This window comes from Salipiger abyssi, assembly GCF_001975705.1.
Lineage (GTDB): Bacteria > Pseudomonadota > Alphaproteobacteria > Rhodobacterales > Rhodobacteraceae > Salipiger > Salipiger abyssi.
The window spans coordinates 793,558-818,985 of sequence record NZ_CP015093.1 but is presented as its reverse complement, the minus strand read 5'-3'; the positions used below and the strand labels follow the sequence as shown (position 1 = coordinate 818,985).

At 71.0% G+C, this 25,428-nt stretch carries 24 protein-coding genes, 1 tRNA gene, 1 pseudogene and 2 riboswitches; of the genes and pseudogenes, 12 read left to right on the top strand and 14 right to left on the bottom strand.

Annotation, left to right across the window (positions count from 1 at the left end; all coding sequences use genetic code 11):
- Nucleotides 1–24 precede the first annotated feature (24 nt).
- The 10 genes and pseudogenes from Ga0080574_RS07540 to Ga0080574_RS07500 all read left to right on the top strand — a co-directional run bounded on the left by Ga0080574_RS07540 (nt 25) and on the right by Ga0080574_RS07500 (nt 10,032).
- The gene (locus Ga0080574_RS07540) at nt 25–1,656 is read left to right on the top strand and encodes a (2,3-dihydroxybenzoyl)adenylate synthase (RefSeq protein WP_076696648.1); all 1,632 of its coding nucleotides are present in this window, start codon (nt 25–27) and stop codon (nt 1,654–1,656) included.
- On the top strand, nt 1,653–1,907 hold the full coding sequence (locus Ga0080574_RS07535; protein WP_076696646.1) for a phosphopantetheine-binding protein: 255 nt from the start codon (nt 1,653–1,655) through the stop codon (nt 1,905–1,907). The genes Ga0080574_RS07540 and Ga0080574_RS07535 overlap by 4 nt, the downstream gene beginning before the upstream one ends.
- Nucleotides 1,871–3,079: pseudogene (locus Ga0080574_RS26450) on the top strand (condensation domain-containing protein); the annotation flags it as partial. The gene Ga0080574_RS07535 and the pseudogene Ga0080574_RS26450, both read left to right, overlap by 37 nt.
- 323 nt (nt 3,080–3,402) lie before the next feature.
- The gene (locus Ga0080574_RS26445) at nt 3,403–5,733 is read left to right on the top strand and encodes an amino acid adenylation domain-containing protein (RefSeq protein ID WP_237219336.1); all 2,331 of its coding nucleotides are present in this window, start codon (nt 3,403–3,405) and stop codon (nt 5,731–5,733) included.
- Between the two features lie 86 nt (nt 5,734–5,819).
- Nucleotides 5,820–6,122, top strand: coding sequence for an SH3 domain-containing protein (locus Ga0080574_RS07525; protein WP_076696644.1), 303 nt, complete (start codon nt 5,820–5,822; stop codon nt 6,120–6,122).
- Nucleotides 6,123–6,253: 131 nt separating this feature from the next.
- Nucleotides 6,254–6,457: riboswitch (cobalamin riboswitch) on the top strand.
- Nucleotides 6,458–6,600: 143 nt separating this feature from the next.
- The gene (locus Ga0080574_RS07520; protein WP_076696642.1) at nt 6,601–7,386 is read left to right on the top strand and encodes a DUF4198 domain-containing protein; all 786 of its coding nucleotides are present in this window, start codon (nt 6,601–6,603) and stop codon (nt 7,384–7,386) included.
- A gap of 5 nt (nt 7,387–7,391) precedes the next feature.
- On the top strand, nt 7,392–8,009 hold the full coding sequence (gene cbiM / locus Ga0080574_RS07515; protein ID WP_076696640.1) for a cobalt transporter CbiM: 618 nt from the start codon (nt 7,392–7,394) through the stop codon (nt 8,007–8,009).
- Nucleotides 8,006–8,593, top strand: a complete 588-nt coding sequence (locus Ga0080574_RS07510; RefSeq protein WP_076696637.1) for a NikL family nickel/cobalt ECF transporter subunit — start codon at nt 8,006–8,008, stop codon at nt 8,591–8,593. The genes cbiM and Ga0080574_RS07510 overlap by 4 nt, the downstream gene beginning before the upstream one ends.
- 3 nt (nt 8,594–8,596) lie before the next feature.
- Nucleotides 8,597–9,385, top strand: a complete 789-nt coding sequence (cbiQ, locus tag Ga0080574_RS07505) for a cobalt ECF transporter T component CbiQ (protein ID WP_076696635.1) — start codon at nt 8,597–8,599, stop codon at nt 9,383–9,385.
- Nucleotides 9,376–10,032, top strand: a complete 657-nt coding sequence (locus tag Ga0080574_RS07500; RefSeq protein ID WP_076696633.1) for an energy-coupling factor ABC transporter ATP-binding protein — start codon at nt 9,376–9,378, stop codon at nt 10,030–10,032. The genes cbiQ and Ga0080574_RS07500 overlap by 10 nt, the downstream gene beginning before the upstream one ends.
- 255 nt (nt 10,033–10,287) lie before the next feature.
- Here the strand turns inward: Ga0080574_RS07500 and cobF are convergent, their stop codons facing one another.
- From cobF to cbiE, 6 genes are read right to left on the bottom strand one after another with little or no spacing between them, the layout of a single operon-like run.
- Nucleotides 10,288–11,019 (bottom strand): precorrin-6A synthase (deacetylating), encoded by a 732-nt coding sequence (gene cobF / locus Ga0080574_RS07495; RefSeq protein WP_076696631.1) that lies wholly within the window; start codon nt 11,017–11,019, stop codon nt 10,288–10,290.
- Nucleotides 11,012–11,746 (bottom strand): uroporphyrinogen-III C-methyltransferase, encoded by a 735-nt coding sequence (gene cobA / locus Ga0080574_RS07490; protein WP_076696629.1) that lies wholly within the window; start codon nt 11,744–11,746, stop codon nt 11,012–11,014. The genes cobF and cobA overlap by 8 nt, the downstream gene beginning before the upstream one ends.
- Entirely contained in the window at nt 11,743–13,059 is a 1,317-nt protein-coding gene (locus Ga0080574_RS07485; protein ID WP_076696627.1) for a cobyrinic acid a,c-diamide synthase CobB, read from the bottom strand. Before Ga0080574_RS07485 ends, cobA begins: the two co-directional genes overlap by 4 nt.
- Nucleotides 13,052–13,861, bottom strand: coding sequence for a precorrin-4 C(11)-methyltransferase (cobM, locus tag Ga0080574_RS07480; RefSeq protein ID WP_076696625.1), 810 nt, complete (start codon nt 13,859–13,861; stop codon nt 13,052–13,054). Before cobM ends, Ga0080574_RS07485 begins: the two co-directional genes overlap by 8 nt.
- Nucleotides 13,858–14,226 carry a cobalamin biosynthesis protein gene (locus Ga0080574_RS07475; RefSeq protein WP_076696624.1) on the bottom strand — a complete coding sequence of 123 codons (369 nt, stop codon included), beginning with the start codon at nt 14,224–14,226 and terminating at the stop codon, nt 13,858–13,860. Before Ga0080574_RS07475 ends, cobM begins: the two co-directional genes overlap by 4 nt.
- Nucleotides 14,223–15,419 (bottom strand): precorrin-6y C5,15-methyltransferase (decarboxylating) subunit CbiE, encoded by a 1,197-nt coding sequence (gene cbiE / locus Ga0080574_RS07470; protein WP_076696621.1) that lies wholly within the window; start codon nt 15,417–15,419, stop codon nt 14,223–14,225. The genes Ga0080574_RS07475 and cbiE overlap by 4 nt, the downstream gene beginning before the upstream one ends.
- Between cbiE and Ga0080574_RS07465 the strand changes: the two genes are divergently transcribed.
- Complete coding sequence (locus Ga0080574_RS07465) at nt 15,418–16,173, top strand: cobalt-precorrin-6A reductase (RefSeq protein ID WP_076696619.1); 756 nt, start codon at nt 15,418–15,420, stop codon at nt 16,171–16,173. The genes cbiE and Ga0080574_RS07465 overlap by 2 nt on opposite strands.
- On the opposite strand, the gene cobJ is transcribed toward Ga0080574_RS07465, so the two are convergent.
- From cobJ to Ga0080574_RS07425, 8 genes are all read right to left on the bottom strand, one after another.
- A complete protein-coding gene (cobJ, locus tag Ga0080574_RS07460) occupies nt 16,149–16,898 on the bottom strand; it encodes a precorrin-3B C(17)-methyltransferase (protein WP_076696617.1) in 750 nt (249 codons plus the stop codon). The genes Ga0080574_RS07465 and cobJ overlap by 25 nt on opposite strands.
- Nucleotides 16,895–17,644: a precorrin-2 C(20)-methyltransferase gene (gene cobI / locus Ga0080574_RS07455; RefSeq protein WP_076696615.1), complete on the bottom strand. Its 750-nt coding sequence runs from the start codon at nt 17,642–17,644 to the stop codon at nt 16,895–16,897. Before cobI ends, cobJ begins: the two co-directional genes overlap by 4 nt.
- A gap of 14 nt (nt 17,645–17,658) precedes the next feature.
- On the bottom strand, nt 17,659–18,288 hold the full coding sequence (locus Ga0080574_RS07450; protein ID WP_076705772.1) for a precorrin-8X methylmutase: 630 nt from the start codon (nt 18,286–18,288) through the stop codon (nt 17,659–17,661).
- Complete coding sequence (gene cobG, locus Ga0080574_RS07445) at nt 18,285–19,418, bottom strand: precorrin-3B synthase (protein ID WP_076696614.1); 1,134 nt, start codon at nt 19,416–19,418, stop codon at nt 18,285–18,287. Before cobG ends, Ga0080574_RS07450 begins: the two co-directional genes overlap by 4 nt.
- The gene (gene cobN, locus Ga0080574_RS07440; protein WP_076696613.1) at nt 19,415–22,720 is read right to left on the bottom strand and encodes a cobaltochelatase subunit CobN; all 3,306 of its coding nucleotides are present in this window, start codon (nt 22,718–22,720) and stop codon (nt 19,415–19,417) included. Before cobN ends, cobG begins: the two co-directional genes overlap by 4 nt.
- 47 nt (nt 22,721–22,767) lie before the next feature.
- Nucleotides 22,768–23,823, bottom strand: coding sequence for a cobalamin biosynthesis protein CobW (gene cobW, locus Ga0080574_RS07435; protein ID WP_076696611.1), 1,056 nt, complete (start codon nt 23,821–23,823; stop codon nt 22,768–22,770).
- Nucleotides 23,820–24,233, bottom strand: coding sequence for a DUF1636 family protein (locus Ga0080574_RS07430; RefSeq protein WP_076705769.1), 414 nt, complete (start codon nt 24,231–24,233; stop codon nt 23,820–23,822). The genes cobW and Ga0080574_RS07430 overlap by 4 nt, the downstream gene beginning before the upstream one ends.
- A 95-nt stretch (nt 24,234–24,328) precedes the next feature.
- A riboswitch (cobalamin riboswitch) is annotated at nt 24,329–24,544 on the bottom strand.
- A gap of 188 nt (nt 24,545–24,732) precedes the next feature.
- A tRNA-Met gene (locus tag Ga0080574_RS07425) sits at nt 24,733–24,809 on the bottom strand.
- Between the two features lie 185 nt (nt 24,810–24,994).
- On the opposite strand from Ga0080574_RS07425, the gene Ga0080574_RS07420 reads away from it, so the two are divergent.
- Complete coding sequence (locus Ga0080574_RS07420) at nt 24,995–25,396, top strand: hypothetical protein (protein ID WP_076696609.1); 402 nt, start codon at nt 24,995–24,997, stop codon at nt 25,394–25,396.
- Nucleotides 25,397–25,428: the final 32 nt, after the last annotated feature.

The following is a 25,428-nucleotide window of genomic DNA, read 5'->3' as shown; positions in this document are numbered from 1 at the left end:
CGTCCCGGGCAGGAGCGATACAGAATGAAACCTGTCGAGCAGGTCTGGCCGCCGGACGTCGCGGCCGAATACAGGGCCAAAGGCTACTGGCGCGGGGAAACCTTCCCCGCGCTTCTGCGCGACCGCGCGGCGCGCCATCCCGAGAGGCTGGCCGTGTCGGGCGGTGGCGCGACGTGGTCCTATGCGGATCTGGCGCGCCGCGCCGAGCGTTTCGCGGCGGGGCTGCTGGCGCGCGGGCTGGTGCCGGGCGACCGGGTGCTGGTGCAGATGAGCAATGTGCCGGAATATCTCTCCGCCGTGTTCGGCATCTTTCGCGCCGGCATGCTGCCGGTCTTTGCGCTGCCGGCGCATCGCCGGATCGAGCTCGACCACCTGCTGCGCAAGAGCGAGGCGGTGGCGATCCTGACCGAGCGCCGCATCGCCGGCTACGATCACGCCGCGCTGGCCTCGGCGCTGGCAGGCGAGATCGCCGGGCTGCGCCATGTGCTGATCTGCGAGCCGGGACAGGGTGGCGAGGGGCTGGCCGGGCTCGAGGCCGCGCCGGAAGAGCGCGAGCTGCCCGGCGATCCCGATCCGCAGGCGGTGGCCTTCCTCCAGATCTCCGGCGGCAGCACCGGCCTGTCGAAGCTCATTCCGCGCACCCATGACGATTATATTTACTCGGTGCGCGAAAGCGCCCGGATCAGCGGTCTTGACGGCGGCTCGGTCTATCTCGCGGTGCTGCCGATCTCGCATAACTTCACCATGAGCTCGCCCGGCGTTCTGGGCGCGCTCTATGCCGGTGGGCGGGTGGCGCTCTGCCCCGATCCGCGCCCCGAGACCGGCTTTCGCCGCATCGCCGAGGAGGGCGTGACGATCACCGCGCTGGTGCCGCCTCTGGCGCTGAAATGGCTCGATGCCGCCGAGCGCCTGCGCCCGGATCTGCCGACGCTGGAGGTGCTCCAGGTCGGCGGTGCGAAATTCCTGCCCGAGACCGCGCGGCGCGTGCGCCCGGTGCTGGGCTGCACGCTGCAACAGGTCTTTGGCATGGCCGAGGGGCTGGTAAACTACACCCGGCTCGACGACGAGGAAGAGATCATCGTCACCACTCAGGGTCGGCCGATCTCGCCCGATGACGAGGTGCTGATCCTTGACGACGACGGCACCCCGGTCGCCCCCGGCGAACCCGGCCATCTGCTGACACGCGGCCCCTACACGATCCGCGCCTATCACGACGAGCCCGGCGCCAATGCCCGCAGCTTCACCGAAGACGGGTTCTATCGCACCGGCGACATCGTGCGCCGGCTGCCCTCGGGCCATCTCGAGGTGCGCGGGCGGGCGACCGACCATATCAACCGCGCCGGAGAGAAGATCTCCGCCGAGGAGGTCGAGGACCATCTGCTGGCGCATCCGCAGGTGCTGGACGCGGTGGTGGTCTCGGTGCCCGACCCGCATCTGGGCGAAAAGAGCTGCGCCTTCATCCTGCCGCGCGACGGCACGGCCCCCGCGCCGGCAGAGCTGCGCCGCTTTATCCGGGGCCGCGACATCGCCGCGTTCAAGGTGCCCGACGAGATCCGCCTGGTGACCAGCTTCGGCACCACGGCGGTGGGCAAGATCAGCCGCCGCGCCCTGCGCGCGGCGCTCAGGAAAGACCATATGGAGGAGGGGGCCGCATGACCCTGCATCGCCCGATGACCCCGCTGACCAAGGACGACATGCGCGCCGATATCGCGCAGGTTCTGGATGTCGCGCCCGAGAGCATCGCCGATGGCGACAGCCTGCTCGATCACGGGCTGGATTCGCTGCGCGCCATGGATCTGGTGACCCGCTGGGAAGCGCGGGTGCCGCATCTCGACTATATCGACTTCTTCGAGGTCGAGACGCTGGACGAGTGGTGGGCCGTGGTGGAACGGACAAGGCGGGCGTGAGCGGCGAGAGCTGGCCTCTCACCGAGGCGCAGGAGGGTATCTGGTACGCCCAGGCCCAGGCGCCGGGCCGTGCCACCTTCAACACCGGGCAGGTGCTGTGGATCGACGGCGCGCTCGACCTGCCGGCGCTGGAACGCGCGGTGGCGCATCTCTGCGAAGAGGCGGAAAGCCTGCGCCTGCGTTTCGGCCTGCGCGCGGGCCAGCCGGTGCAATGGCTGGGGGAGGCGCCCGCGCTGCGCCGCCGCGACCTCTCGGGCGCGTCCCGGTCCGAGGCAGAGGCGGCGATCCGCGAGGATGCCTTTACCCGCATGGATCTGGCCGCCGGGCCGGTGGCGGATCTCACCCTCTGGCGGCTGGACGACACCCGGCACGCGCTCAGCCAGCGCATTCACCACCTCGCCGCCGATGGCTATGCCAATACGCTGATCACCCGCCGCATCGCCGCGCTTTACGCGCATTACGCCGAAGGCGCCCCGGCGCCGCGCCCGCTGGCGCCCTGGCAGGCGGCGCGCGATGCCGATGCGGCCTATCGCGCCGCGCCGGGCCGGGCCGGGGATCGCGACTGGTGGCATGCGCAGCTCGACGGGCTGGGCACGGTGGGCAGCCTCGCGCCCGGGCGCGCCGCCGCGTCCGAGCGGTTTCTGAGGGCCGAGCACCCCTCCGATCCCGGGCTGCCGGCGGCACTGCGGGCGTTGGCCGAGCGCGCCGGCATCTCCTGGGCCGATGCGCTCACCGCGCTGACCGCCGCCTATTGCGCCCGGCTGACCGAGGGCGAAAGCGTGCCCGGTATCCCGCTGATGAACCGCATGGGCGGCGGCGTCGGCTCGGTGCCCTCGACCCAGGTCAATGTGCTGCCCTTCCGGCATCCGGTCGACGAGGCCGCGCCGCTGGCGGAGTGGCTGGCAGGCGCCGCCGCGACCCTCGGCGAGATGCGCCGGCACGGGCGCTACCGGGGCGAGCATCTGCGTCGGGAGCTGGGGCTCGTCGGCGGTGCAAGGCGGCTGCACGGGCCGCTGATCAACGTGCTGCCCTTCGAGCCGACGCCGCGCATGCCGGGGCTGGAGACGCGGCTGGAAATCCTCGGCGCCGGCTCGGTGGACGATATCACCTTTGCGTTTCGCGGCGACGGGCGCGGGCCGCTGCGCCTTCAGGTCGATGCCAACCCGGCGCTTTATTCCCGCGACGACGCCGAGGCGCATCTGCACCGGCTGACGGTATTCCTCACCCGCGCCTGTGATGCCGGGCGGCTCGCCGATCTGCCGACGCTGACCGAGGCGGAGACCCGCAGCCATGTGACGCCGCGCAACGCCACCGCCCACCCGGTGCCGGAGACCACGCTGAGCGCGTTGATCGAGGCGCAGATGGCGGCGAGCCCCGAAGCCACGGCGCTGCACTTCGAGGGCGAGACGACCGATTACGCCACGCTCGACCGGCGCAGCGCGGCGCTGGCGGCGCGGCTGCGGGCGCTGGGCGCGGGCCGGGCGCGCGGGTCGCCGTGGCGCTGCCGCGCTCGACCGAGCTTCTGGTGGCGCTGGTGGCGGTGCTGCGCGCGGGCGCGGCTTTCATGCCGCTCGATCCCGAGGATGCCAGCGCGCGGCGTGCCGATATGCTGGAGCGCGCGGCGCCGGTGCTGGTGCTGGCCGGGCGCGGCTTTCCCGCCGCGCGAGTGCTGCCCCCCGACGACTGGCCGGCAGAGGGCGCGGCCCCGGATGGCGCGGCGCCCGAAGATCCGGCCTATGTGCTCTTCACCTCCGGCTCGACCGGGCGACCCAAGGGGGTCAGCGTGCCGCATCGGGCCATCGTCAACCGGCTGCTCTGGATGCGGGCGCAATACGGCATCGGCGCGCGGGACCGGATCCTGCAAAAGACGCCTGCCACTTTCGATGTCTCGGTCTGGGAATTCTTCCTGCCGCTGATCTCCGGCGCGGCGCTGGTCATCGCGCCGCCGGGCGCGCATCGCGACCCGCGTGCCATCGCCGGGTTGATCCGCGAGCATGGCGTGACGGCGGTGCATTTCGTGCCCTCGATGCTGGCGCTCTTCGCCGACACGCCGGAGGCGCGGGGCCTCGCCATCCGCCACGTCTTTGCCAGCGGCGAGGCGCTGCCGGTGGCGCTGGCGCGGCGCTGTCTCGAGCGCATGCGGATCCGGCTGCACAATCTCTATGGACCCACCGAAGCGGCGGTCGATGTCACCTTTCACGAGGCGAGCGGTGAGGAGGAGGGCGCCAGCGTGCCCATCGGCCGGCCGGTCTGGAATACCGGCTGCTATGTGCTCGACGCGTGGCAGAGGCCGGTGCCCGACGGGGTGGCCGGGCGGCTGTTTCTCACCGGGCGGCAGCTCGCCGACGGCTATCTCGGCCAGCCGGAACTGACGGCAGAGCGCTTTCTGCCCGATCCCTTCGTGCCGGGCGGGCGGATGTACGACACCGGCGATATCGTGCGCGCGGCGGCGGATGGCACGATCACCTTCGAGGGCCGCGCCGACGGGCAGGTGAAGATCCGTGGCGTTCGCATCGAGACCGGCGAGGTCGAGGCGGCGCTGCTGGATACCGGGCTGCTGCGCCAGGCGGTGGTGATGGCGCGCGAGGGCGCTGACGGCGCACGGCTGATCGCCTGGGTGGTGCCGCGTGACGGAACCGAGGCGCTCGGTGCGGCGCTGGCGGCGCGGCTGCCCGCCGCGATGATCCCCGCCGCCATCGTGCCGCTGGAGGCGCTGCCGCTCACCCCCAACGGCAAGCTGGATCGCGGCGCGCTGCCCGAGCCGCGCGCGCAGGCCGCCGGGCGCCCGCTTGCGCCGGGCACCGAGGCGCTGCTGGCGCGGCTCTATGCCGAGCTGCTGGGCGCGGCCACGGCCATCGGGCCGGAGACCGATTTCTTTCTCGCGGGCGGCGACTCGCTGCGTGCCGTGCGCCTGACCCTGCGGATCGAGGAGGAGACCGGGCGCGCGCCGGGGCTGGCGGCGATCTTCGAAACGCCGGTGCTGGCGGATCTGGCGCGGCGCATTGCCGAAGATGCCCCCGGCGATGACGGGCTCGGCCCGGTGCTGCGCCTGTCGCGGGGCAGCCGCCCGCCGCTCTTTGCCATCCATCCGGCGGGCGGCATCGGCTGGTGCTATCGCGGCCTGGCCGCCGCGCTGGAGGACCGCCCGCTGATCGCGCTGCAATCGCCGCTGCTCGATGCCGCAGCGCCCGATCCGGCCACGCTCGACGCGCTGGCGCGGGCCTATGCCGCGCGCATCGCCGAGCTGGCGCCCGAGGGACCGCTGCATCTGGCGGGCTGGTCGCTGGGCGGGCTCATCGCGCAGGCCGCCGCCTGTCATCTGGAGCGGCAGGGGCGGGTCTGCGGCATGGTGGCGCTGCTCGATTCCTACCCGTCCGAATGCTGGCGCAACGAGCCGGAGCCCGGCCCCGACGCGGCGCTACGGGCGCTGCTCGCCATCGCCGGGCACGACCCTGAGGCGCATCCCGAGCTTACCGACCGCGCCGCGATCCTCGGCTTCCTGCGGGCGCGGGGCGAGCCGCTGGCGCAACTGCCAGAGCGCGCGCTCGACGGGGTCATCCGCTCGGTGCAGCAGACCAACCGGCTGGTGCGCGGCCATCGCGAGGCGCGTTTCGGCGGTACGCTCCTGCATGTGCGCGCGGCGCGCGATCACGCCGGCACGGCGCTGCGCCCGGAGCTCTGGCACCCCTTTGCCGCGCGGCTCGAAACCCTGTCTCTGCCCTGCCTGCATGGCGAGCTGCTCTCGGCCCGGCTGCGCCCGGCGCTGGCCGAGGGGCTCATGCGCGCCATGGCGCGGGACGAGCGTGCCTCCGCTTTCACGACCTGAACGACGCTGCATCCGGGCGTTCCTTTTGGCGCCCGGACGCGGTAGACTTGCGGGCGAGGCAGAAAGCACAAGAAGCAGGAGAGAACATGCGCGCACTCGTCTTCAAGGCGCTGGCAACCGGCGTGCTGGCAGCGGTATTCTGCGCGGGCCCCGCGGCGGCGGGCTGGCGCGACCGGTACGAGGTCTATGGGGTGGCGGAGGGCGACATGCTGAAGCTGCGCGGCGGCCCCGGCACCGGCTTCGACGTCTATGTCGGCCTGCCGAACGGCACGGTGCTGCGCGTCCATGAATGCACCCAGACCGGCGGCACCCGCTGGTGCGAGGTCTCGCTCGACCGCGCGCGGAGCCTGAAGGGCTGGGTCTCCTGGGCCTATCTGCGCGAGCTCTGATCTTTCATCGCTCGCCCGTGGGCGGGGGCTTTCCCGCCGGCTCTGCCGCGCAAACCGGCAGAGCCTCTGGCGATTCCGCGGCAGGGCAGGGGCGCCGCATATGGCGATTGACCCGGCCCGCGCTTTTCTGGCATGCATGTGGCATGTCCGGTTCCGGGGTTTGCCCCCCGGAGGAAAGAGGGAATACAGTGCGGCGCGTTTCGCGTCCAAATCTGTAGCTGCCCCCGCAACTGTAAGCGGCGAGCGAGGCTGATCACGCCACTGGAGCGATCCGGGAAGGCCAGCCAGAGCATAGACCCGCGAGCCAGGAGACCTGCCGGACAGGCGCCCTTGGAAGGGGCGCTTCCACCGGACGCCGGGGTGCGCGTCTGGCCTTGTGCGCCGGACATTGCCCCGTCGCGCATTGGTCCGATGGCTCCCGTTGTCCAGCACAGGATTGCGCCGGGTGTGGCGCAGATGGACAAGGACGACGACCCTTATGAAAAAGACCCTGCTCGCGGCGGCGGCCGCCATTGCCCTGCCGGCGATGGCCAATGCCCATTTCCTTCTGGAATACACCACCGACACGATGATCGAGCGCCCCGGCGACGTGCCGGTCAAGCTGATCTTCTGGCACCCGTTCGACAATGGCCATGTGATGGATCTGGAGATGCCGGAAGAGTTCTTCATGATCCATAACGGCGAACGCACCGACCTCAAGGAGACGCTGGAGCCGGTGCGCTTTACGGGTGGCGAGAACGAGGGCGCGGCCTTTCTCGGCTCGGTGCCGGTCAAGCGCTCGGGCGATTACGTGCTGGTGACGGTGCCGGTGCCCTATTACGAGGAATCCGAGGATATCTATATCCAGCAGATCACCAAGGCCTTCCTCAACCGCAGTGAACTGCCCACCGACTGGATGCAGCCCGCCGGCCTGCCGACCGAGATCCTGCCGCTGAACAAACCCTATAACGTGCTCGCCGGCTCGACCTTCACCGGCCAGGTTCTGGCAGAGGGCGAACCGGTTGCGGGCGTCGAGATCGAGATCGAATACATGGCCGCCGAGCCCGACATGGACAGCGCCGCCTCCACCGATCCGGCGGTCTCGCCGCCGCCGGGCGGCGCGGTGGTCGCGGTGTCGGACGCCAACGGCTATTTCACCTTCGGCATTCCGGAAGCCGGCTACTGGGGCTTTGCCGCGCTCGGCTCGGGCCCGGCGACCGAGCATGAGGGCAAGGAGCTCAGCCAGGACGCGGTGATCTGGATCCGCGCCTGGGATCTGGAGTAAGCGCCATGCATATCGTGGACGGCGCCCTTTCGAACCCGGTGGTGATCGGCGGGGCCGTTGCCGCCGCCGGGGGCATCGCGCTGGGCCTGCGCGCGCTGCCGCTGGAGCGTATTCCGGCGGCGGGCGTGCTCTCGGCGAGCTTCTTCGTCGCCTCGCTGGTGCATGTGCCGATCGGCCCGTCCTCGGTGCATCTCATCCTCAACGGTCTGGCCGGGATCGTCCTCGGCTGGGCCGCCTTTCCGGCGCTCTTCGTCGGGCTGCTGTTGCAGGCGGTGTTCTTCGGCTTCGGCGGGCTGACGGTGCTGGGGGTCAATACGCTCAACATCGCGCTACCCGCCGTGCTGGCCTGGATGCTCTTTGGCCGCCTTGCCGCCTCCGGCACGCCGCTCGCCGGTGCGGTCTGGGCGGGGATCGGCGGCGCCTTCGCCATCGCCGCGACGACGGTGATGGTCGGGCTCGCGCTGGCGCTTTCGGGCGACGAATTCCTGCCCGCCGCGAAACTCGTCTTCTTCGCGCATATTCCGGTCATGGCCATCGAGGGGCTGCTGACGGGCTTTGCCGTGCTGCTGGCGCGCAAGGTCAAGCCGGAGCTCTTCACCTCGCTGAAAGGGGCGCGGGCATGAAACGGATCGTGCTTTTGCTGACCCTCTGCCTTGCCGCACCGGTGCCGGCGCTGGCGCATAAGGTCATCGCCGGGGTGTTTCCCTCGGGCAGCGCCATCGAGGGCGAGATCGGCTTTTCCAACGGCGATATGGCAGCGGATACGACCGTCTCGGTCTTCGGGCCGGAGGGCGCGTCGCTGGGCGAGGCGGTGACCGACGCGGACGGGTTCTTTACCTTCGTGCCGGAGCAACCGGTGGCGCATACGTTCCGCGCCGATCTGGGGGCGGGGCATGTGGCCGAGGTCACCATGCCCGCCGCCGAGGTTGCCGCGATCCTGGGGGAGACCGCGCTCGAGGCCGAGGAAACCGCCGCCGCGCCGGCGCCCGCCGCGACCGGTGGCGGCGTGACCGTCGCCGCGCTCACCGGCGAGGAGCGTCAGGTGATCGCCGAGGCGGTGCGCGCCGAGGTCCGCCCGCTGCGGCGCGAGATCGCCGCCTATCGCGAGCATAACGATTTCCAGACCATCCTTGGCGGGCTCGGCTATATCGCCGGGCTCTTCGGTCTGGGGTTCTACATCGCGGCGCGCCGCAAGCTGGCGGGCTAGGCCGTGGGGCACGCGCTGACACAGCGTGAAAAAACCCTCGCCGGGACCGGGGTGCGTTTCGACCCCGGCCCGGTCGGCAGGCTGGATCCGCGCGCGCGCATCGCCGCCGCCTGCCTCTTCGGCGTGACCGTGGTGGCGCTGTCGGGCCTGCCGGCGCTCATCGCCGCGCTGTGCGTCTCGCTGGTCTTCCTGCGCGTCTCGCGCCTGCCGGTGGGGCCGACCCTGCGCCGCATGGCGATGATGGACGGCTTTATCTTCTTCATGCTGGCGCTTTTGCCCTTCACCGTGCCGGGCGATCCGTTCTTCACGCTTTGGGGCCTCACCGCGAGCTGGCAGGGGCTGATCCAGGCGGTGGAGATCGCGCTGACCGCCAATGCGGTGATCCTCGCGGTGATGACGCTGGTCGGCACGATGGAGCCGGTGACGCTGGGTCATGCGCTCTATCGGATGCGCTGCCCGGAGACGCTGGTGCATCTGTTGATGTTCACCATCCGCTATATCGAGGTGCTGCGCGAGGAATACCTGCGGCTGCGCGCCGCGATGAAGGTGCGCGGTTTCCGGCCCGGCACCAACTGGCACAGCTATCGCAGCTTTGGCTATCTCGTGGGCATGATGCTGGTGCGGGCCATCGAACGCTCCGAGCGCATCCTCGGTGCGATGAAATGCCGGGGCTTTTCCGGGCGCATCCTGCTGTTGCAGGAGTTCGCGCTGAGCCGCCGGGACCATCTCTTCGGGGCGGCGCTTCTGGGCGTCTGCCTCGGCCTTTTCGCGGTGGATCTGACATGGCCCTGATTGCGCTCGACGATCTGCATTTCGCCTATCCCGGCCGTGACCCGGTGCTGAGCGGCGCCTCGCTGCGGCTGGAAGCCGGGCAGCGCCTGTCGCTCACCGGCCCCAACGGGGCGGGGAAATCGACGCTCCTGCGGATGATCCTCGGGCTTCAGCGTCCGGATCGCGGGCTGGTCACGGTGTTTGGCACGCCGCGCGTGCAGGAGGCGGATTTCCACGAGGTGCGCCGCCGCGTCGGGCTGGTGTTTCAGGATGCCGATGACCAGCTCTTCTGCCCCACCGTCGCCGAGGACGTGGCGTTCGGTCCGCTGAACCTCGGCAAGTCGCGGGCCGAGGCGCTGGAGATCGTCGACCGGGTGCTGGGCGAGCTGGACCTCATGCATCTGCGCGACCGGATCACGCACAAGCTTTCGGGCGGGGAGAAGCGGCTGGTGACGCTGGCCACGGTGCTGGCGATGGAGCCCGAGGTGCTGCTGCTCGACGAGCCGACCAATGCGCTCGACCAGACCAACGAGGCGCGGCTGCTGGAGATCCTGCGCGGGCTGCCGCAGGCGATCCTGCTGGTCAGCCACGACCCGGCCTTCCGCGCAAAGCTCGCGCCCGGGGCGCTGGATCTGCGCGACGGGCGGCTGGTGCCGGTGGCTGGGTGAGGTGGTCGATCAGGGTGATGCGGTCGATCCGCACATGGCTGGCTCAATCCCCGAGCCTTTGGCCCGGAATCAAGGCCGAAGGCCGCCGGGCCCAGCGGCGGCCCGTCCGTGCGGGCTGCCGCTTGGGTGACGTTTGCGCATCGCTGAGAGGTCCTTCGGATCTGGTCGGGATAAATCAAGGGATTCTATGCTCTGTGCGGCATCCCACGGGCCGCCGCCGGGCCCGGCTTCTGTTGCGCTTGAGGCATCGCTCCTTTAGCCCCGCCGCAGCAGATAGGTGTCCATGATCCAGCCATGCCGCGCCCGTGCCTCGGCGCGGCGCGCCACGATCCGCTCCGCGACCTGCGCCAGCGGACCGCTCTCCAGAAGCTGCTCCGCCATGCCGAGATAGGCGCCCCACCAGATATGCAGCCCGTCAGGGTCGAGCGCCTGAAACGAACAGGCGCCGTCCAGCATCACGACCACCGTCTCGGCGCCCTCGGGCCAGCCTTCATCGCGCAGGCGGCGGCCCGTGGTGACCGTCACCGCGCCGTTTACCGTGTTGAAGGGGATCGCATGCGCCGCCGTCAGCGCCTGCAAGGCGGTGATCCCCGGTATCACGCGCAGCTTCGGGCGCGGCGCCAGCCGCTCGGCGATGCGCAGCGTGCTGTCGTAGAGCCCGGGATCGCCCCAGACCAGCAGCGCCACCGGCCCCTCGGGGGCGCCTGCCAGCGCGGCCTGCCAGCGCCGCGCGATCTCGTCATGCCAGCGCGCCACGCGGTCGCCATAGGGAAGGCTTTCGTCCCGCACCGGCATGTCGAAATGGATCACCCTCGCCGTGGCGCCGGCCTCTGCCAGAATACCCTCGCGCAGATGCGCCAGATCCTCCTTGCCCGCCCCTTTGCGGGGAATGAGCACGACCGCCGCCTCGCGCAGCGCGCGCTGGCCCTCCAGCGTCACATGGGCGGGGTTGCCGGTGCCGATGCCGATCAGCCAGAGCTCAGTCAAACCCCACCCCCAGCTCGGCCAGTGGCCCGTAGAGGATGAGCGCCGGCCGCTCGCTGCGCCCGGCGGCGAGCTCATCGGCCAGGGATGCCACCGTGCTGCGGTGCAGCCGCTGCTCGGGGGTCGAGACCGCCTCGGCCAGCAGCGCCGGCGTGTCGCCCGGCAGGCCGTGTGCCACCAGCTTTTCGACAAGCGCGGGAAAGGTCCGCTTGCCCATGAAGACCACGGTGAAGGTGCCGGGATCCGCAAGCGCGGCCAGATCGAGATCCTCGGGCAGCGCGCCGCCGGCATCGTGGCCGGTGACGAACTGCACCCGTCGCGCGGTTAGCCGCCGGGTCAGCGGTATGCCGGCGCAGGCGGCGGCGGCCACGGCGGAGGGCACACCGGGCACGATCTCATAGGGAATGCCCGCCTCGCGCAGCGCCACCAGCTCTTCCTCCAGCCGACCGAAGAGCCCGCCATCGCCGGATTTCAGCCGTACCACCCGCTGGCCGGTCTGCGCATAATCTACCAGCAGCCGGCTCACATGATGCTGGCGCGGCGAGGGCCGCCCGGCGCGCTTGCCGACGCCCACCAGATCCGCGCCCTTGCGTGCATGGCTCAGCACCGGGCCCGAGGACAGGTCGTCGAACAGCACCGCATCGGCGCGCTTCAGCCGGTCCACCGCCTTCAGCGTCAGAAGCTCCGGGTCGCCGGGGCCGGAGCCCACGAAACTGACGAAACCGCTCATGCCGGCGCCTCCGCGATCAGGTGAAAGAAGGTACCACTCACATGGCCCCGGTGCGAGCCGGTCTCGGGCACCGGGTTGCCATCCGCATCGGCGACGCGGGCGAGCGGCGCGTCGGGCTGTTCCAGAATGGTCGAGTAATGGAATTCGTGCCCGCGCAGCGCGGCGCCGGGGGCGTGGCCGGGCAGGGGCGCCTCCAGCACCGCCCGGCGATAGCCGAGATGGAACTTGCGGCGTTCATAGCTCGTCACCAGCCCCAGCAGCCCGGCCATCTGGTGACGTACGCCTTCCTTGTCGATCAGCGCCGCACCGAGTGCCATGTAGCCGCCGCATTCGCCATGCACCGGCTTGGTCTCGGCATGGGTGCAAAGCCCGGCGCGGAACCGTTCCGCCGCCGCCAGCTTTCCGGCGTGCAGCTCGGGATAGCCGCCGGGCAGCCAGACCAGATCGGCCTCGGGCGCGGGCGGCTCGTCGGCCAGCGGCGAGAACGGCAGGATCTCGGCCCCTGCCGCGCGCCAGCCTTCGAGCAGGTGCGGATAGGTGAAGGAAAACGCCGCGTCCTGCGCCAGCGCGATGCGCTGCGCGGGCGGGCGGGGCAGTGGCGCCGGCTCTGCGGGCAGGGGCAGACCGCGCGCGGCGGATTTGAGCGCGCCCAGATCCACATGGGCGCGCAGGAAGGCCGCATAGCCCGCGATGGCGGTTTCCAGATCCGGATGTTCCACCGCCTGGATCAGCCCCAGATGCCGCTCGGGCAGGGTGAGGTCGCCGCGCCTTGGCAGCACCCCCAGCACCGGCAGACCGGCGCGCTCCATCCCCAGCCGGATCAGCCGCTCGTGGCGGGGCGAGGCGACGCGGTTCAGGATCACCCCGGCAAAGGGCAGCTCGCGGTCGTAGCTGGCAAAGCCGAGCGCTGTGGCGGCGGCGGATTGCGCCTGACCGCCCACATCCAGCACCAGCACCACCGGCCAGCCCATGCGGCGCGCGGTCTCGGCGCTGCTGCCGAAGCCGCTCTGCCCGCGTGTCGCCACCCCGTCATAGAGCCCCATGGAGCCCTCGGCGATGCAAAGATCCGCGCCCGCCGCCTGCGCCGCGATGGAGGAAAGCAGACCGTCTCCCATCGCCCAGCTGTCGAGGTTGAACGAGGCCCGCCCGCTGGCGGCGCGGTGAAAGGCCGGGTCGATGTAATCGGGGCCGGATTTGAAGGGCTGCACGCGCAGCCCGTCCTCGGCCAGCGCCCGCAAAAGCCCCAGCACCACGGTGGTCTTGCCGGTGCCCGAAGAGGGCGCCGAGATCAGCAGGCCCGGCATCTCAGCCATTGTTGCGCTCCTCGCCTTCGGGGCGCCAGCCCGACCACGGGCTTTCGGCGCTTTGCGGGCGGTAGCGGCGGTCGTATCCCGCCGCGTAGAGGCAGCTTTCGGCAAAGCCCTCGCCGGCAAGCGCCGGCCCTACGAGGATCAGCGCGGTGCGCGAGATGCCCTCGCCGAGCGCCTCTTCGATATCGCCGAGCGTGCCCCGGACGATGCGCTCGTCGGGCCAGCTCGCGCGGTAGACCACGGCGACGGGGCAATCCGTGCCATAGGCGGGAGAGAGGTCGGCCACCACGCGGGAAAGGTTCTGGATCGAGAGGTGAATGGCCAGCGTCGCGCCGGTGGCGGCGAAATTGCTCAGCGTCTCGCCCTCGGGCATGGAGGAGGCGCGGCCCGGCGTGCGGGTGAGCACCACCGATTGCGCGAGACCCGGCAGGGTCAGCTCGGTGCCGAGCGCGGCGGCGGCGGCGGCGAAGGCGGGCACGCCGGGGGTGACGGAGACCGGGATGTCCAGCTCGCGCAGCCGCCGCATCTGTTCGCCCATGGCCGACCAGACCGAGAGATCGCCGGAATGCAGCCGCGCCACGTCCTGCCCCTTGTCATGGGCGGCGCGGATCTCGTCGAGGATCGCGTCGAGATCCATCGGCGCGGTGTTGACGATCCGCGCGCCCTCGGGGCAATGCGCCAGGATCGCCTCGGGCACCAGCGAGCCGGCATAGAGGCAGACCGGGCAGGCGGCGATGATGTCGCGGCCGCGCAGGGTCAGCAGGTCGGGGGCGCCGGGGCCGGCGCCGATGAAATGAACGGTCATGTGGTCTCTCCCCAGGCCAGCGCGCAGGTGGCCAGACGGTCTTCGGAAATCGCCCGCGCGCCGACGAGCCGGGCCTGCGGTCCGGCGGCGGCGAGGGCGGCGGCTTCGGCCACCGACCCGGTGCCGCGCGCGGTTTGCGACGCGGCGGAGCGGGTGAGGGTGGCCTGATGTGTCAGGCGTTGCGGCGGCACCGGCACAACCGGCAGGCCGAGCGATTGCGCAAAGGCGCGGAAGGCGGGGCTTTCGGCCTTGTCGGCGGCGGTGGCGATGCGGGTCGCGGTGTCGCCCGCGCGCGCGCGGTCATAGGCGTCGCGCAGGCTCTCCGGCGTGGCCGCGCCGCGAAATCCGAACCCGGCCACGATCACAGCACCACGCTCCATTGCACGATGGGATAGCTCGCCCGCCAGCCCCGGCGCGGGCCGATGGCGGCGGGTTCCGACAGCTCGATGCGCAGCAGGTCGCCGCCAAGCCGGGCCTGCGCGTTTGTGAGCAGCGCCTCGGTCTCCAGCGTCACCGCGTTGGCGACAAGGCGGGTGCCTTGCGGCAGGTGGGTCTCCAGCCAGCCCAGCAGTGCCGTGTCGAGCCCGCCGCCGACAAAGACGGCATCGGGCGGGGTGAGCCCGGCGAGTGCGTCGGGGGCTGCGCCGGTCACGACGTGCAGCCGGTCCATGCCCAGCCGGCCGGCATTGGCGCGGATGCGGTCGGCGCGCTCGGCGCGGGGCTCGATGGCGGTGGCGGCGAGGGTCGGATGCGCCAGCAGCCACTCGATCCCGATGGAGCCCGAGCCGCCGCCGATATCCCAGAGATGCTCATGAGGACGGGGCGCCAGCGCCGAGAGGGTCAGCGCGCGCACCGGGCGCTTGGTGATCTGCCCGTCGCTTTCGAACCAGTCATCCGCCCGCCCGCTGGCCAGCGGCAGGGCAGGCCCGCCCGCAAGCTCCAGCGCGGCGCAGACCGGATGCGCGAACTCCGCCTCGGGCAGCGCGTCGGCGCGTGCCCGCGTGATCCGTTCGCGCGGGCCTCCCAACGCCTCCAGCACGGTCAGCCGGCTCTCCCCGAACCCGGTTTCGCAGAGATAATCCGCCAGCGCCGTCACCGCTTCGCCGTCGCGCAGCAGCACGATCAGCCGCGCCCCCATCGCCAGATGCGGGCGGAGCCGGGTGAGCGGCGCCGCGTGCAATCCGAAACAGCCGGTGGTTTCCAGCGGCCAGCCGAGGCGGCTCGCGGCGAGGGCAAAGGTGGAGATCCCGGGCAAGGCGCGCCACTCCTCCGTCGCCAGATGCCGCGCCAGCACCGCGCCCGCGCCGAACCAGAACGGATCGCCCGAGGCCAGCACGACCACAAGCCGCCCGCGCAGCGCCAGCAGCCGTTCGATGCCATCGGCGAAGGGCACCGGCCATGCCACCCGCTCCGCCGCGAGACCGGGGAGCAGCGAGAGGTGGCGGGGCGGGCCCATGATCACCTCTGCCGCCTCCAGCGCCGACCGGCTTGCGGAACAGAGCCCCGCCGGTCCATCCTCGCCCAGACCGATGATCGTCACCCAAGGGTCTTCAGCCATGGCGCCCAATCTCCTCGTTCTCGGCGGCACGACCGAAGCCACCGCGCTCTGCCGCCGCCTTGCCGGTGCCGGCATCGCCGGAACCGTGTCGCTGGCCGGCCGGGTCGAGCGCCCGCGTCCGCAGCCTCTGCCGCAGCGGGTGGGCGGGTTCGGCGGGCCGGAGGGGCTGGCGGACTATCTGCGCGCGCAGAAGATCACCCATGTGGTCGATGCCACCCATCCCTTTGCCGCCCGGATGAGCGCCAATGCGGTGGCGGGCTGCGCTTTGGCCGGCGTGCCGCTCATCGCGCTCACCCGCGCGCCATGGCAGTCGGGGCCGGGCGACGACTGGCGCCATGTGCCCGACATCGCGGGCGCCGTCGCGGCGCTTGCCGGCGCGCCGGCGCGGGTGTTTCTCGCGGTGGGGCGGCAGCATCTGGCGGCCTTTTCCGCTGCGCCGCAGCATCACTACCTGCTGCGCCTCGTCGATCCGCCCGCAGAGCCGCTGCCCTTGCCGCACCATCGGGTCGTCGTGGAGCGCGGCCCCTTCACCGAGGCGGGCGACCTCGCGCTGATGCGGGCGCAGGGGACCGAGCTGGTGGTCTCGAAAAACTCGGGCGGCAGCGGTGCCAGCGCCAAGCTCGCAGCGGCACGAGCGCTGGGGCTGCCGGTGATCATGATCGACCGGCCCGCGCTGCCCGCGCGGCGCGAGACCCACGAGATCGCCACGGTTCTGGACTGGATCGGACATCATCCCGCCGATCTCGGGGTGTAGACGAAGGGCGCGCCGTCGCGGGTGATGATCCGTGTGGCCGAGGAGCCGACGATCACCATTGTGCGCATGTCGGCCATCTCCGGGCGGCACTCGGGCAGGGGGACGACGCGGATCTCCTCCTCGGGCGTCGAGACGGCGCGGGCAAAGATCACCGGACGGGCATCGCCGCAGGCCTCGGTCAGCAGCGACAGCACGCGGGCAAAGCCTTCAGGCCGCGCCTTCGAACGCGGGTTGTAGAAGGCCATGGCGAAATCCGCCTCGACGGCAAGGCGCAGGCGTTTCTCGATCAGCTCCCAGGGCTTGAGGTTGTCGCTGAGGTTGATCGCGCAGAAATCATGCCCCAGCGGCGCCCCCGCCCGCGCCGCCGCCGCCAGCATCGCGGTGATGCCCGGCAGCACACGGATGTCGAGATCGCGCCAGTGTCGCGGCCCGGCCTCCACCGCCTCGAAAAGTGCCGAGGCCATGGCAAAGACGCCGGGATCGCCAGAGGACACCACGACCACGCGCCGCCCGGCCTCGGCCAGCTCCAGCGCGTGGCGGGCGCGGTCGAGCTCCACCCGGTTGTCGGAGGCGTGTTTCACCAGCCCCGGACGCTCGGCCACCCGCGCCACATAGGGGATATAGCCCACCACATCGGTGGCATCGTCGAGCGCGGCCTGCACCTCGGGGGTGACCAGCGCCTCGGCGCCGGGGCCGAGCCCGGCGATGACGACAGAGCCGCTCATGGCCGCCGCCCCTGCCCATGCACCACGACGATGGAGAAATAGGGGGCGGTCTCGGCCTCGGTCTCGCAAAGCCGCTGCACCGTCTGCTGCGGCATGGAGGCATATTCGACCAGCCAGGCGGCGTCGTATTTGCCGGCGGCTTGCAGCGCCCGGCGCACCTTGCCGAGATTCTGACCCACCTTCATCACCACCAGCGCATCGGCCTGCGCCATATGGGTGGAGAGCGCCTCTTCGGGCAGGGTGCCCATCACCACCGAAAGCACGTCATCACCCCACGTGACAGGCAGGCCCGTGGCGGTCCAGGCCGCCGACATGCCGGTGATCGCGGGCACCACGCGCACCGGCACGACCGGTTTCAGCCGCGTATAGAGATGCATGAAGGAGCCATAAAAGAACGGATCGCCCTCGCAGAGCACCACCACATCCTCGCCCGCCTCGGCGAGCCTGCGCAGCCGGGTGGTGCAATCGGCGTAAAACCCCGAGAGCGCCGCGACATAGCGCGGATCGGAAAAGGGGATCTCGGTGGTCATGGGATAGTCCATCGGCACTTCCGAGACGGTGTCGGGCAGCATGCCGTCGACGATCTGGCGCGCCCGACCCATGCGCCCGGCCTTGCGGAAATAGGCTAGGTGCCGCGCGCCCCGGATCAGCCGGTCGGCGCGCACGCTCATCAGATCCGGATCGCCGGGGCCGAGGCCGACACCCCAGACCGTGCCCTGGACGCGGGTGCCGGTCTTTGCGGACATTTCCTCCTGCGCGTTCATTCGGCGCGGCTCGCGATGGCATTGATGGCGGCGACGGTGATGGCGCTGCCGCCGAGCCTGCCCTCGACGATGCAGCAGGGCTCGGGCTGGTCGGCCCAGAGCGCCGCCTTGCTCTCTGCCGCGCCGACAAAGCCCACCGGGCAGCCGATGATCGCCGCAGGCCGCGGGCAATCCGGGTCTTCGAGCATGTTCAGCAGGTGAAACAGCGCCGTGGGCGCGTTGCCGATGGCCACCAGCGCGCCGCTGAGATGCGGGCGCCACAGCTCCAGCGCGGCGGCGGAGCGGGTGGTGCTCATGCGGGCGGCGAGGTCGGGCACGCGCTTGTCCTGGAGCGTGCAGATCACCGCGTTGCCGGCGGGCAGGCGCGGGCGGGTGATGCCCTCGCTCACCATGCGCGCGTCGCAGAGGATCGGCGCGCCGTCTTCGAGCGCCGTGCGGGCCGTCTCGGCAAAGCCCGGCGAAAAGCGGATATGGCGCTCCAGCCCGACCATGCCCGCCGCGTGGATCATCCGCACGGCGATCTGTTCCTCGTCGGGGGCGAAGCCGCCGAGCGCGGCCTCGGCGCGGATCGTTGCAAAGGACTGCCGGTAGATCGCCGCGCCGTCGGTTTCATATGTATAGGTCATCGCAGCCATTCGCTGTTGCTCTGAAGATCGGATGAGGTGAGGCCGGTCCGCTGTGGCGTGTCGCCGGCGCAGCCGTCGCGGATGAGGTCGAAGACGCCGTCACGCCCGGTGAGGGTGACCGTGGCGGGGGCGGCGCGGGCGCAGCCCTTGGCGCAGCCCGAGACGTGCAGCCGGCCCGGGACGCGCGGGGCGAGCGCACGCGCCAGCGCGCGGGTCTCGACACTGGCGGACGGGCAGAAGGGCGCGCCGGCGCAGGCATCGGCGCGCAGCAGCGGATCGCCGGGGTCGGTGACGAAATCATCCGTTTCCGGCATGGCCGCGCCTTCCAGCAGGAAAAGCCGCCATGGGGTGAGGCGCAGTGCCGGGGCGCCGGTCTCGTGCAGCAGGCGGGCGAGGGGCTCGGCGCCGATCTGGCCGAAGGGGGCGCCCAGCAGTGCGCCGAGCGCATGCGCGCCCGGCTGCGGCAGTGCTGCGCGCTGCTTTGGCGCGGTGCTGGCCCAGGCGTCGGGCAGCGGTGTCGCGGCCAGCACCTGCGCCATGCGGCGGCGCTCGGGGCTGCGATGGGCGTCGAACCATTCCGCCAGCTCGATCAGCGCGGGGATCGCGCTGTCATCGGTCACCGGGCGCCCCAGCGCCCAGCCGTCGGCGCGCAGGAGCAGCCCGCCCTGGCTGCGCTCGAAACGGAAGTCGGCAGGGGCATCGACGAGCACCGGCTGCGCCCCGGTATCGACGGCAAAGCCCACCTTGGCGGGCAGCTCGGGCAGCTCCGGCAAAGCCTCGGTCAGCGCCCGCGCCAGCCGTGCGCTGCGGTCGCCGCGCTGCCAGAACGGCGTGACGAGGATATTGCGGCGGCGCTCGGTCTCGGGATCGGTGTCGAGCAGGTCGAGCCCGCCCAGCGCCGCCATCAACGCCTCATGGTCGTCTGGCGCAACGCCCCGGATCTGGAGATTGGCGCGGCTGGTGAGATCGAGGCTGCCATTGCCATAGCGCTGCGCCAGATCGCAGAGCCCCAGCGCCTGCGCCGCCTCCAGCCGGGCCAGACGCGGGCGCACGCGGATCACCAGCCCGTCGCCCGACATCATCGGGCGCAGCGCCCCCGGACACCATCCCTTGACCTGTGGCTCGCTCATGCGTCGTCCTCCATGAGTTGCATGCGGAGCGAGTTGCTTTGCGTCTGCCAGAGCCCGGCGTCAAGCAGTGCCCGGAAGCGCGCGAGCATCGCGGCGCGCGCCTCGGGGTTGGTCTCTTGCAGAAAGCGATCGGTGTCGCGATCGGCGAGCGTTGCGGCGTAGTAGAGATCGAAGAGATGCGGCGCGACGGCGCCCGAGAGATGGGCGAAGGCCGCCATGTGATCGAGCGTTGCAGCAATCTCGGCGGCGCCGCGAAAGCCGTGGTCGCGCATGCCGGCGATCCAGCCCGGGTGGGCGGCGCGGGCGCGCACCACGCGGGCGATCTCTTCGGGCAGGGCGCGGGCGCGGGGCCGGTCGGGATCGGTGTTGTCGAGGTGATAGAGCTGGGCGTCGCCCCCGGCGACGGCCTGCGCGGCGGCAAAGCCCGCCTCATGCCCGGCGTAATCGGCGGCGAGCAGCAGATCGGTCTCGGGCAGATCCTGGCTATGGACAAAGCCCTCGGCCTGCTTGACGCGCGCATGAATGCCCGGCAGGTCGCGCTGCGCCTGGTCTCCGTCGAGCGCCCAGGCACTGGCGGCGAGCCAGGCCTCGCCCGCCGCGCGGCGGGCCGCGTCGCTGTAATCCTCCAGCGATGCGCCCATGCCGAGCCCGAAACTGCCCGGCGCCGGCCCGTAGACCCGGGCGAGATCGGCGCGCCCGGCATAGGGGTTCCAGTCCGGCGCCTCGTCGCGCGCCGCCAGCGCCCGCACCGCCTGGGCAAAGAGCGCCGAGAGCGTCGGGAAGACGTCGCGGAACAGACCCGAGACCCGCAGCGTCACGTCGATGCGCGGGCGGTCGAGCTCGGCGATGGGCAGCACCTCGATGCCGCTCACCCGCTCCGAGCCTTCGTCCCAGACCGGGCGCACCCCCAGCAGATGCAGCGCCATGGCGAAATCCTCGCCCGCCGTGCGCATGGTGGCCGAGCCCCAGAGATCGACGACCAGCCCGCGCGGGTAATCGCCCTCGTCCTGAAGGTGGCGGCGGATCAGCTCCTCGGCGAGCTTGCCGCCCTGCGCATAGGCCGCCCGTGTGGGCACCGAGCGCGGATCGGTGGTGAAGAGGTTGCGCCCGGTGGGCAGCACGTCGCTGCGCCCGCGATAGGGCGAGCCCGAGGGGCCGGGCGCGATCCGCCTGCCGTCGAGCGCGTCGAGCAGCGATTGCCGTTCGGCGCGGGTCGAGGGGCCGGTCTCGAAACCGGTGCCGGGGCGCGCGTCGCGGCCCCAGACATGCAGCCCCTCGCCGAACTGGCTGTCCTTCACATCGCAGACGAAGCGGTCGATGCGGGTGATCGCCTCATGTGGGCAAGAGGCGCGGTCGAGCCCCAGATCGCGCTCGACCCCAAGCGCCTGCGCCTCGCCGCGAATGTCCTCCTGAAGCCGGTCGCGGCGTTTCGGGTCGAGCCCGTCGGCATTGGAGAACTCGTCGAGCAGCGCTTCGAGCCGCGACAGGCGCTGCGGCGTGCCGCTGCGGCGCAGCGGCGGCGGGATATGGCCCAGCGTGAGCGCGCCGATGCGGCGCTTTGCCTGTGCCGCCTCGCCGGGGTCGTTGACGATGAACGGGTAGAGCACGGGCAGCGCGCCGGTCAGCGCCTCGGGCCAGCATTCGGCAGAGAGCGCGACGGATTTGCCCGGCAGCCATTCCAGCGTGCCATGGGCGCCGATATGGACCAGTGCGTCGGCCTGCCGGTGCAGCCAGAGATAGAAGGCGACATAGGCGTGGCGCGGCGTCCGGGCGAGATCGTGATACTCGTCGTCGCGCGCGCCGGGCAGGCCGCGCTCCGGTTGCAGCGCCACCAGCGCCTTGCCCTGCCGGATCGCGGCGAAGCGGATGCTGCCGTCGGTGATGTCGGGATCGTCCTCGGGCGCGCCCCAGGTTTCGTGCAGGTCGTTTTGCAGCGGCTCGGGCAGGGTGGCGAGTGCGGTCTTGTAGGCGTCGAGATCCCAGCCCGTCTCGCGTGCCAGCAGGCGTTGCGGCAGGTCGTTCTCCGCCGGTGCCACGTCATAGCCCTCGGTCGCGAGATCGCTCAGGATGGCGCGGGCGGAGGCCGGGGCGTCGAGCCCGACCGCGTGACCAAGCGCCCAGTCCTTGCCGGGATAGGTCGACAGGATCAGCGCGACGCGCCGCTCGTGGCGCGGCGTCCGGGCGAGGTGCAGCCAGCCATCGACACGGTTGACCGTCGCCGCCACACGTTCGGGCGCGGGGCGGTGCGCCTGCCGGGAGAATTGCAGATCCGGGTCGCGGGGGGCGGGCTCCTTGAAGGAGATCACGCCGCCGCTCAGCCGCCCATCGACCTCGGGCAGCACCACATGCATGGCGAGATCGGCGGGCGAGAGACCGCGCGCCGCCTCCGACCAGGCCTTGCGGTCGGAGGTCGCCAGCGCCACCTGAAACACCGGCACGCCACCGGCGTCGAGCGGCGAGCTGCCCGTGCTGCCGATGCCGGAAAAGGCGGTGGCGTTGACGATGGCATCGGGAGCGAGCTGCGCCACCTGCCGGCGCAGCCAGCCCGCCGCGTCGGGCGATTTGAGCGAGGGCGCGAAAAGCCCCATCACACCATAGCCGCGCGCCCGGAACGCCGCCGCCAGCGTCTCCAGCGGCGCGAGATCGTCGGCGACGAGATAGGAGCGGTAAAAGACCAGCAGCACGCGCGGCGCGTTGTCGCTTTCGGCGCGCGCGGGCAGGAGCAGCGGGCAGCAGACCCCGTGTTCGGGCAGCCAGGCGCCGACCTCGGGCACATGTTTGGCGCCGCGCACCGGCCCGGCATAGAGCCCCGCCGCCAGCGCGAGCTGCGCCAGTGCCGCCTGCGCCGCCACCACGCCGCCCGCATCGCAGAGCTGGGCGAGGCGCCGCAGGGTCGAGACCGGCACGGTGGACTGCGCATCGAGGCGCGGATCGGGGCGTCCGTCGGCGGGCAGCACCGCCAGCGCGATGCCCCTGCGCTCGGCCAGCGCGCGCACCTGTTGCAGCCCGTAGGCCCAGTAGGGCATGCCGCCGATCAGCCGGATCAGGATGCCCTTGGCGCCCTCCAGCGTCTGCTCGACATAGGTGTCGACCGAGAGCGGATGTTTCAGCGCCGCAAGACTTGCCAGCCGCAGCGTCGGCAGCCGTCCCTCGCGCCCGCCGCCGCGATGCCAGGCGCCGGCAAAGGCGCCGAGATCGCTGTCGGAGAAGGACAGCACCACCAGATCCGCCGGGCTCTGGCCCAGGTCGGTCGGGGTCTCGGTTTCTTCGAGCCCGTGGCTTTCGCGAAAGAGGATGTGCATCGCTGGCTCCGGTCGCGCCGGGGGGGGAGGCCCCCGGCGCCCTCAGGTCATTCCGCCGCTTCGGAGATCGCGCCCAGCACGGCGGAGATCGCCGCCGGGTCGATATCGTCATGCTCTGCGATCACCACAAGCTGGCCCCGGCGCGGCTCGTCTGACCCCCAGGGGCGGTCGTACTGGTGACGCACACGCGCGCCCACCGCCTGCACCAGCAGCCGCATGGGCTTGCCCGCGACCGCAGCATAACCCTTGACGCGCAGGACGTTGCGTTCCCGCGCCAGGGTTTCGATGGCGCCGACCAGCGCCGCCGGATCGGCCAGCTCGGGGATCTCCACCACCACCGAATCGAAATCGTCATGGTCGTGGGGCGCGGCGCCGTCGTGATGGCTGGGCCTGGCGTCCATGTCGTCTTCGGCGGCGGCCTCCAGCCCCAGGATCACCCGCGGATCGACCACGCCCTCGGCCACCTCGACCACCGGGATCGGGCGCGGCGCCTCGGCGGCGATCACCGCCTTGGCCTGCGCCACGCCTTCGGGGCCGGCGAGGTCGGGCTTGGTCAGCAGCACGATATCGGCGCAGGAGATCTGATCCTCGAACACCTCCGAAAGCGGGGTCTCGTGGTCGAGACTGTCATCGGCGGCGCGCTGGGCATCGACCCGTGCCACATCCGGCGCAAAGCGCCCCGCCGCCACCGCCTCGGCATCGGCCAGCGCGATCACCCCGTCCACGGTGATGCGCGAGCGGATATCGGGCCAGTCGAAAGCCTTGAGCAGCGGCTTCGGCAGCGCCAGCCCGCTGGTCTCGATCAGGATGTGATCGGGGCGCGGGTCGAGCGCCATCAGCGCCTCGATGGTGGGGATGAAGTCGTCGGCCACGGTGCAGCAGATGCAGCCATTGGCCAGTTCCATGATGTTCTCCGCCGGGCAGTCGGGGATGGCGCAGCTCTTGAGGATCTCGCCATCGACGCCGACATCGCCGAATTCGTTGACCACCACGGCGAGCCGCTTGCCGCCGGGGTTGCGCATCAGCTCGCGCACGAGCGTGGTCTTGCCCGAGCCGAGAAAGCCGGTGATGACGGTGACGGGGAGTTTTGCGAGATTGCTCATTGGTCGGCCTCCTGAAGCGGATCGGAAAAGACGGCGGGGGGAATGCGGGCGATGCAGTTGCGCTTGAAATGCTCCGGACGCTGGCGCCAGGGGATCAGCCCGTCAGCCGTGGCGTGGTAGCGCTCCAGCCCGTCGAGCAGCGGCTCCAGCGGGCCGCCCTCGTCGAGATTGCCGTAGAGATAGGTCCAGCGCGTGCCGCCGCGCAGGGCGACGCTGCAACCGTGATCGCAGTTCTGCATGCAGTCGACGGCGCGCAGCGTGACGCCCTCGGGCAGCGTTGCGTCGCTCAGCCTGTCATAGAGCCGGCGTCCGGGCCGGCGCGCATCCGCCGGCGCCGCGCCGCCACGGCGGCATTTGATGCAGACCAGCAGCTCGGTCTGCGCGGGCGGCGATAGGGCCGCGTCTGTCATGTTGTTCGGTCCCATGTATCATGGGACGCGGGTCAGATGGCGGGAGGAGTCCGTTCGCGAACAGCGTTCCCGACACCGGAACACCCCGTCCGGTTGCAAGTCGTCTTACGCTGGCAGGTCTCCCGGCTTGCGGATTTCAGAGCGCCTTTCGGCCTCTCCTGCGGTTGCCCATCCTTCCCGGCACGATGCCAGTGGCTTTGGGCGACCTCTCCGGTCACGGTCGCGGGGGCGGCTGTGCTTGACCCGGTTGCCCGGGCTGGCACATTCCCTTTTCACCTGTTCTCACAGGCACCAGCGTGCCGGCAGTTGCGCCCGATTGCGCCGCATTGTCAAGCCGGTGGGGTCTGTGGACACCTGCGGCATGGTTGCGGCATCCGGGTGTCGGCGCGAGCACGGGCATCGGGCAAGCGTGATCGCGTCCGCAAAAGGCGATTTGACCGACTTGGCGCCGGACAGCGCGACTTGCGAAGCTCGCGAACAAAGATTTTCGGGGGGGAAATGGTAGCGGAGGAGGGACTTGAACCCCCGACACGCGGATTATGATTCCGCTGCTCTAACCAACTGAGCTACTCCGCCAAACCGTGGAGCGGTGGGTATGATAGCGGGGGCGAACCGTCAAGCGGAAAAATGCGGGTTTCCGCGCCAAAACGCCGCCAGTCGCCAGAGGTGCTGCTCGTCCCGATACGTGCCGATGATTTTCGTTCGTGACGGCGCCGAAACGGGGTATGATCGGCTTCCGAAACGGAAGGGGAGGAGACAGGATGAAACGCAATATCAGGTCTTTGGCGCTCGGCATGGCGCTGGTTACGGCATGGCCGGCGCTGGCGGCGGCGCAGATGGTCAGCGATGTGCATTTCCCGAAAGGGCAGTACGGCACGCATGTCGGCGGCGAGGTGACGGGGCACGATTACCACGATTACAGGCTGGGCGCCGGGCAGGGGCAGGAGATGTTCGTCGAGCTCGACAGTTCCGGCTCGGCCTATTTCAACATCCTGCCGCCCGGCAGCGACAACGTGGCGATTTATAACAGCTCGATCAACGGCAACGCGACGACGGTCGAATTGCCCGAGAAGGGCACTTACACCATTCGCGTCTATCTCATGGGCAATGACCAGGACGCCGGCAAGACCGTGGCATACGAGCTCGACCTGTCGATCCAGTGAACAGGGGCGCGCGGCGCGGCAGCGCCGGCGCC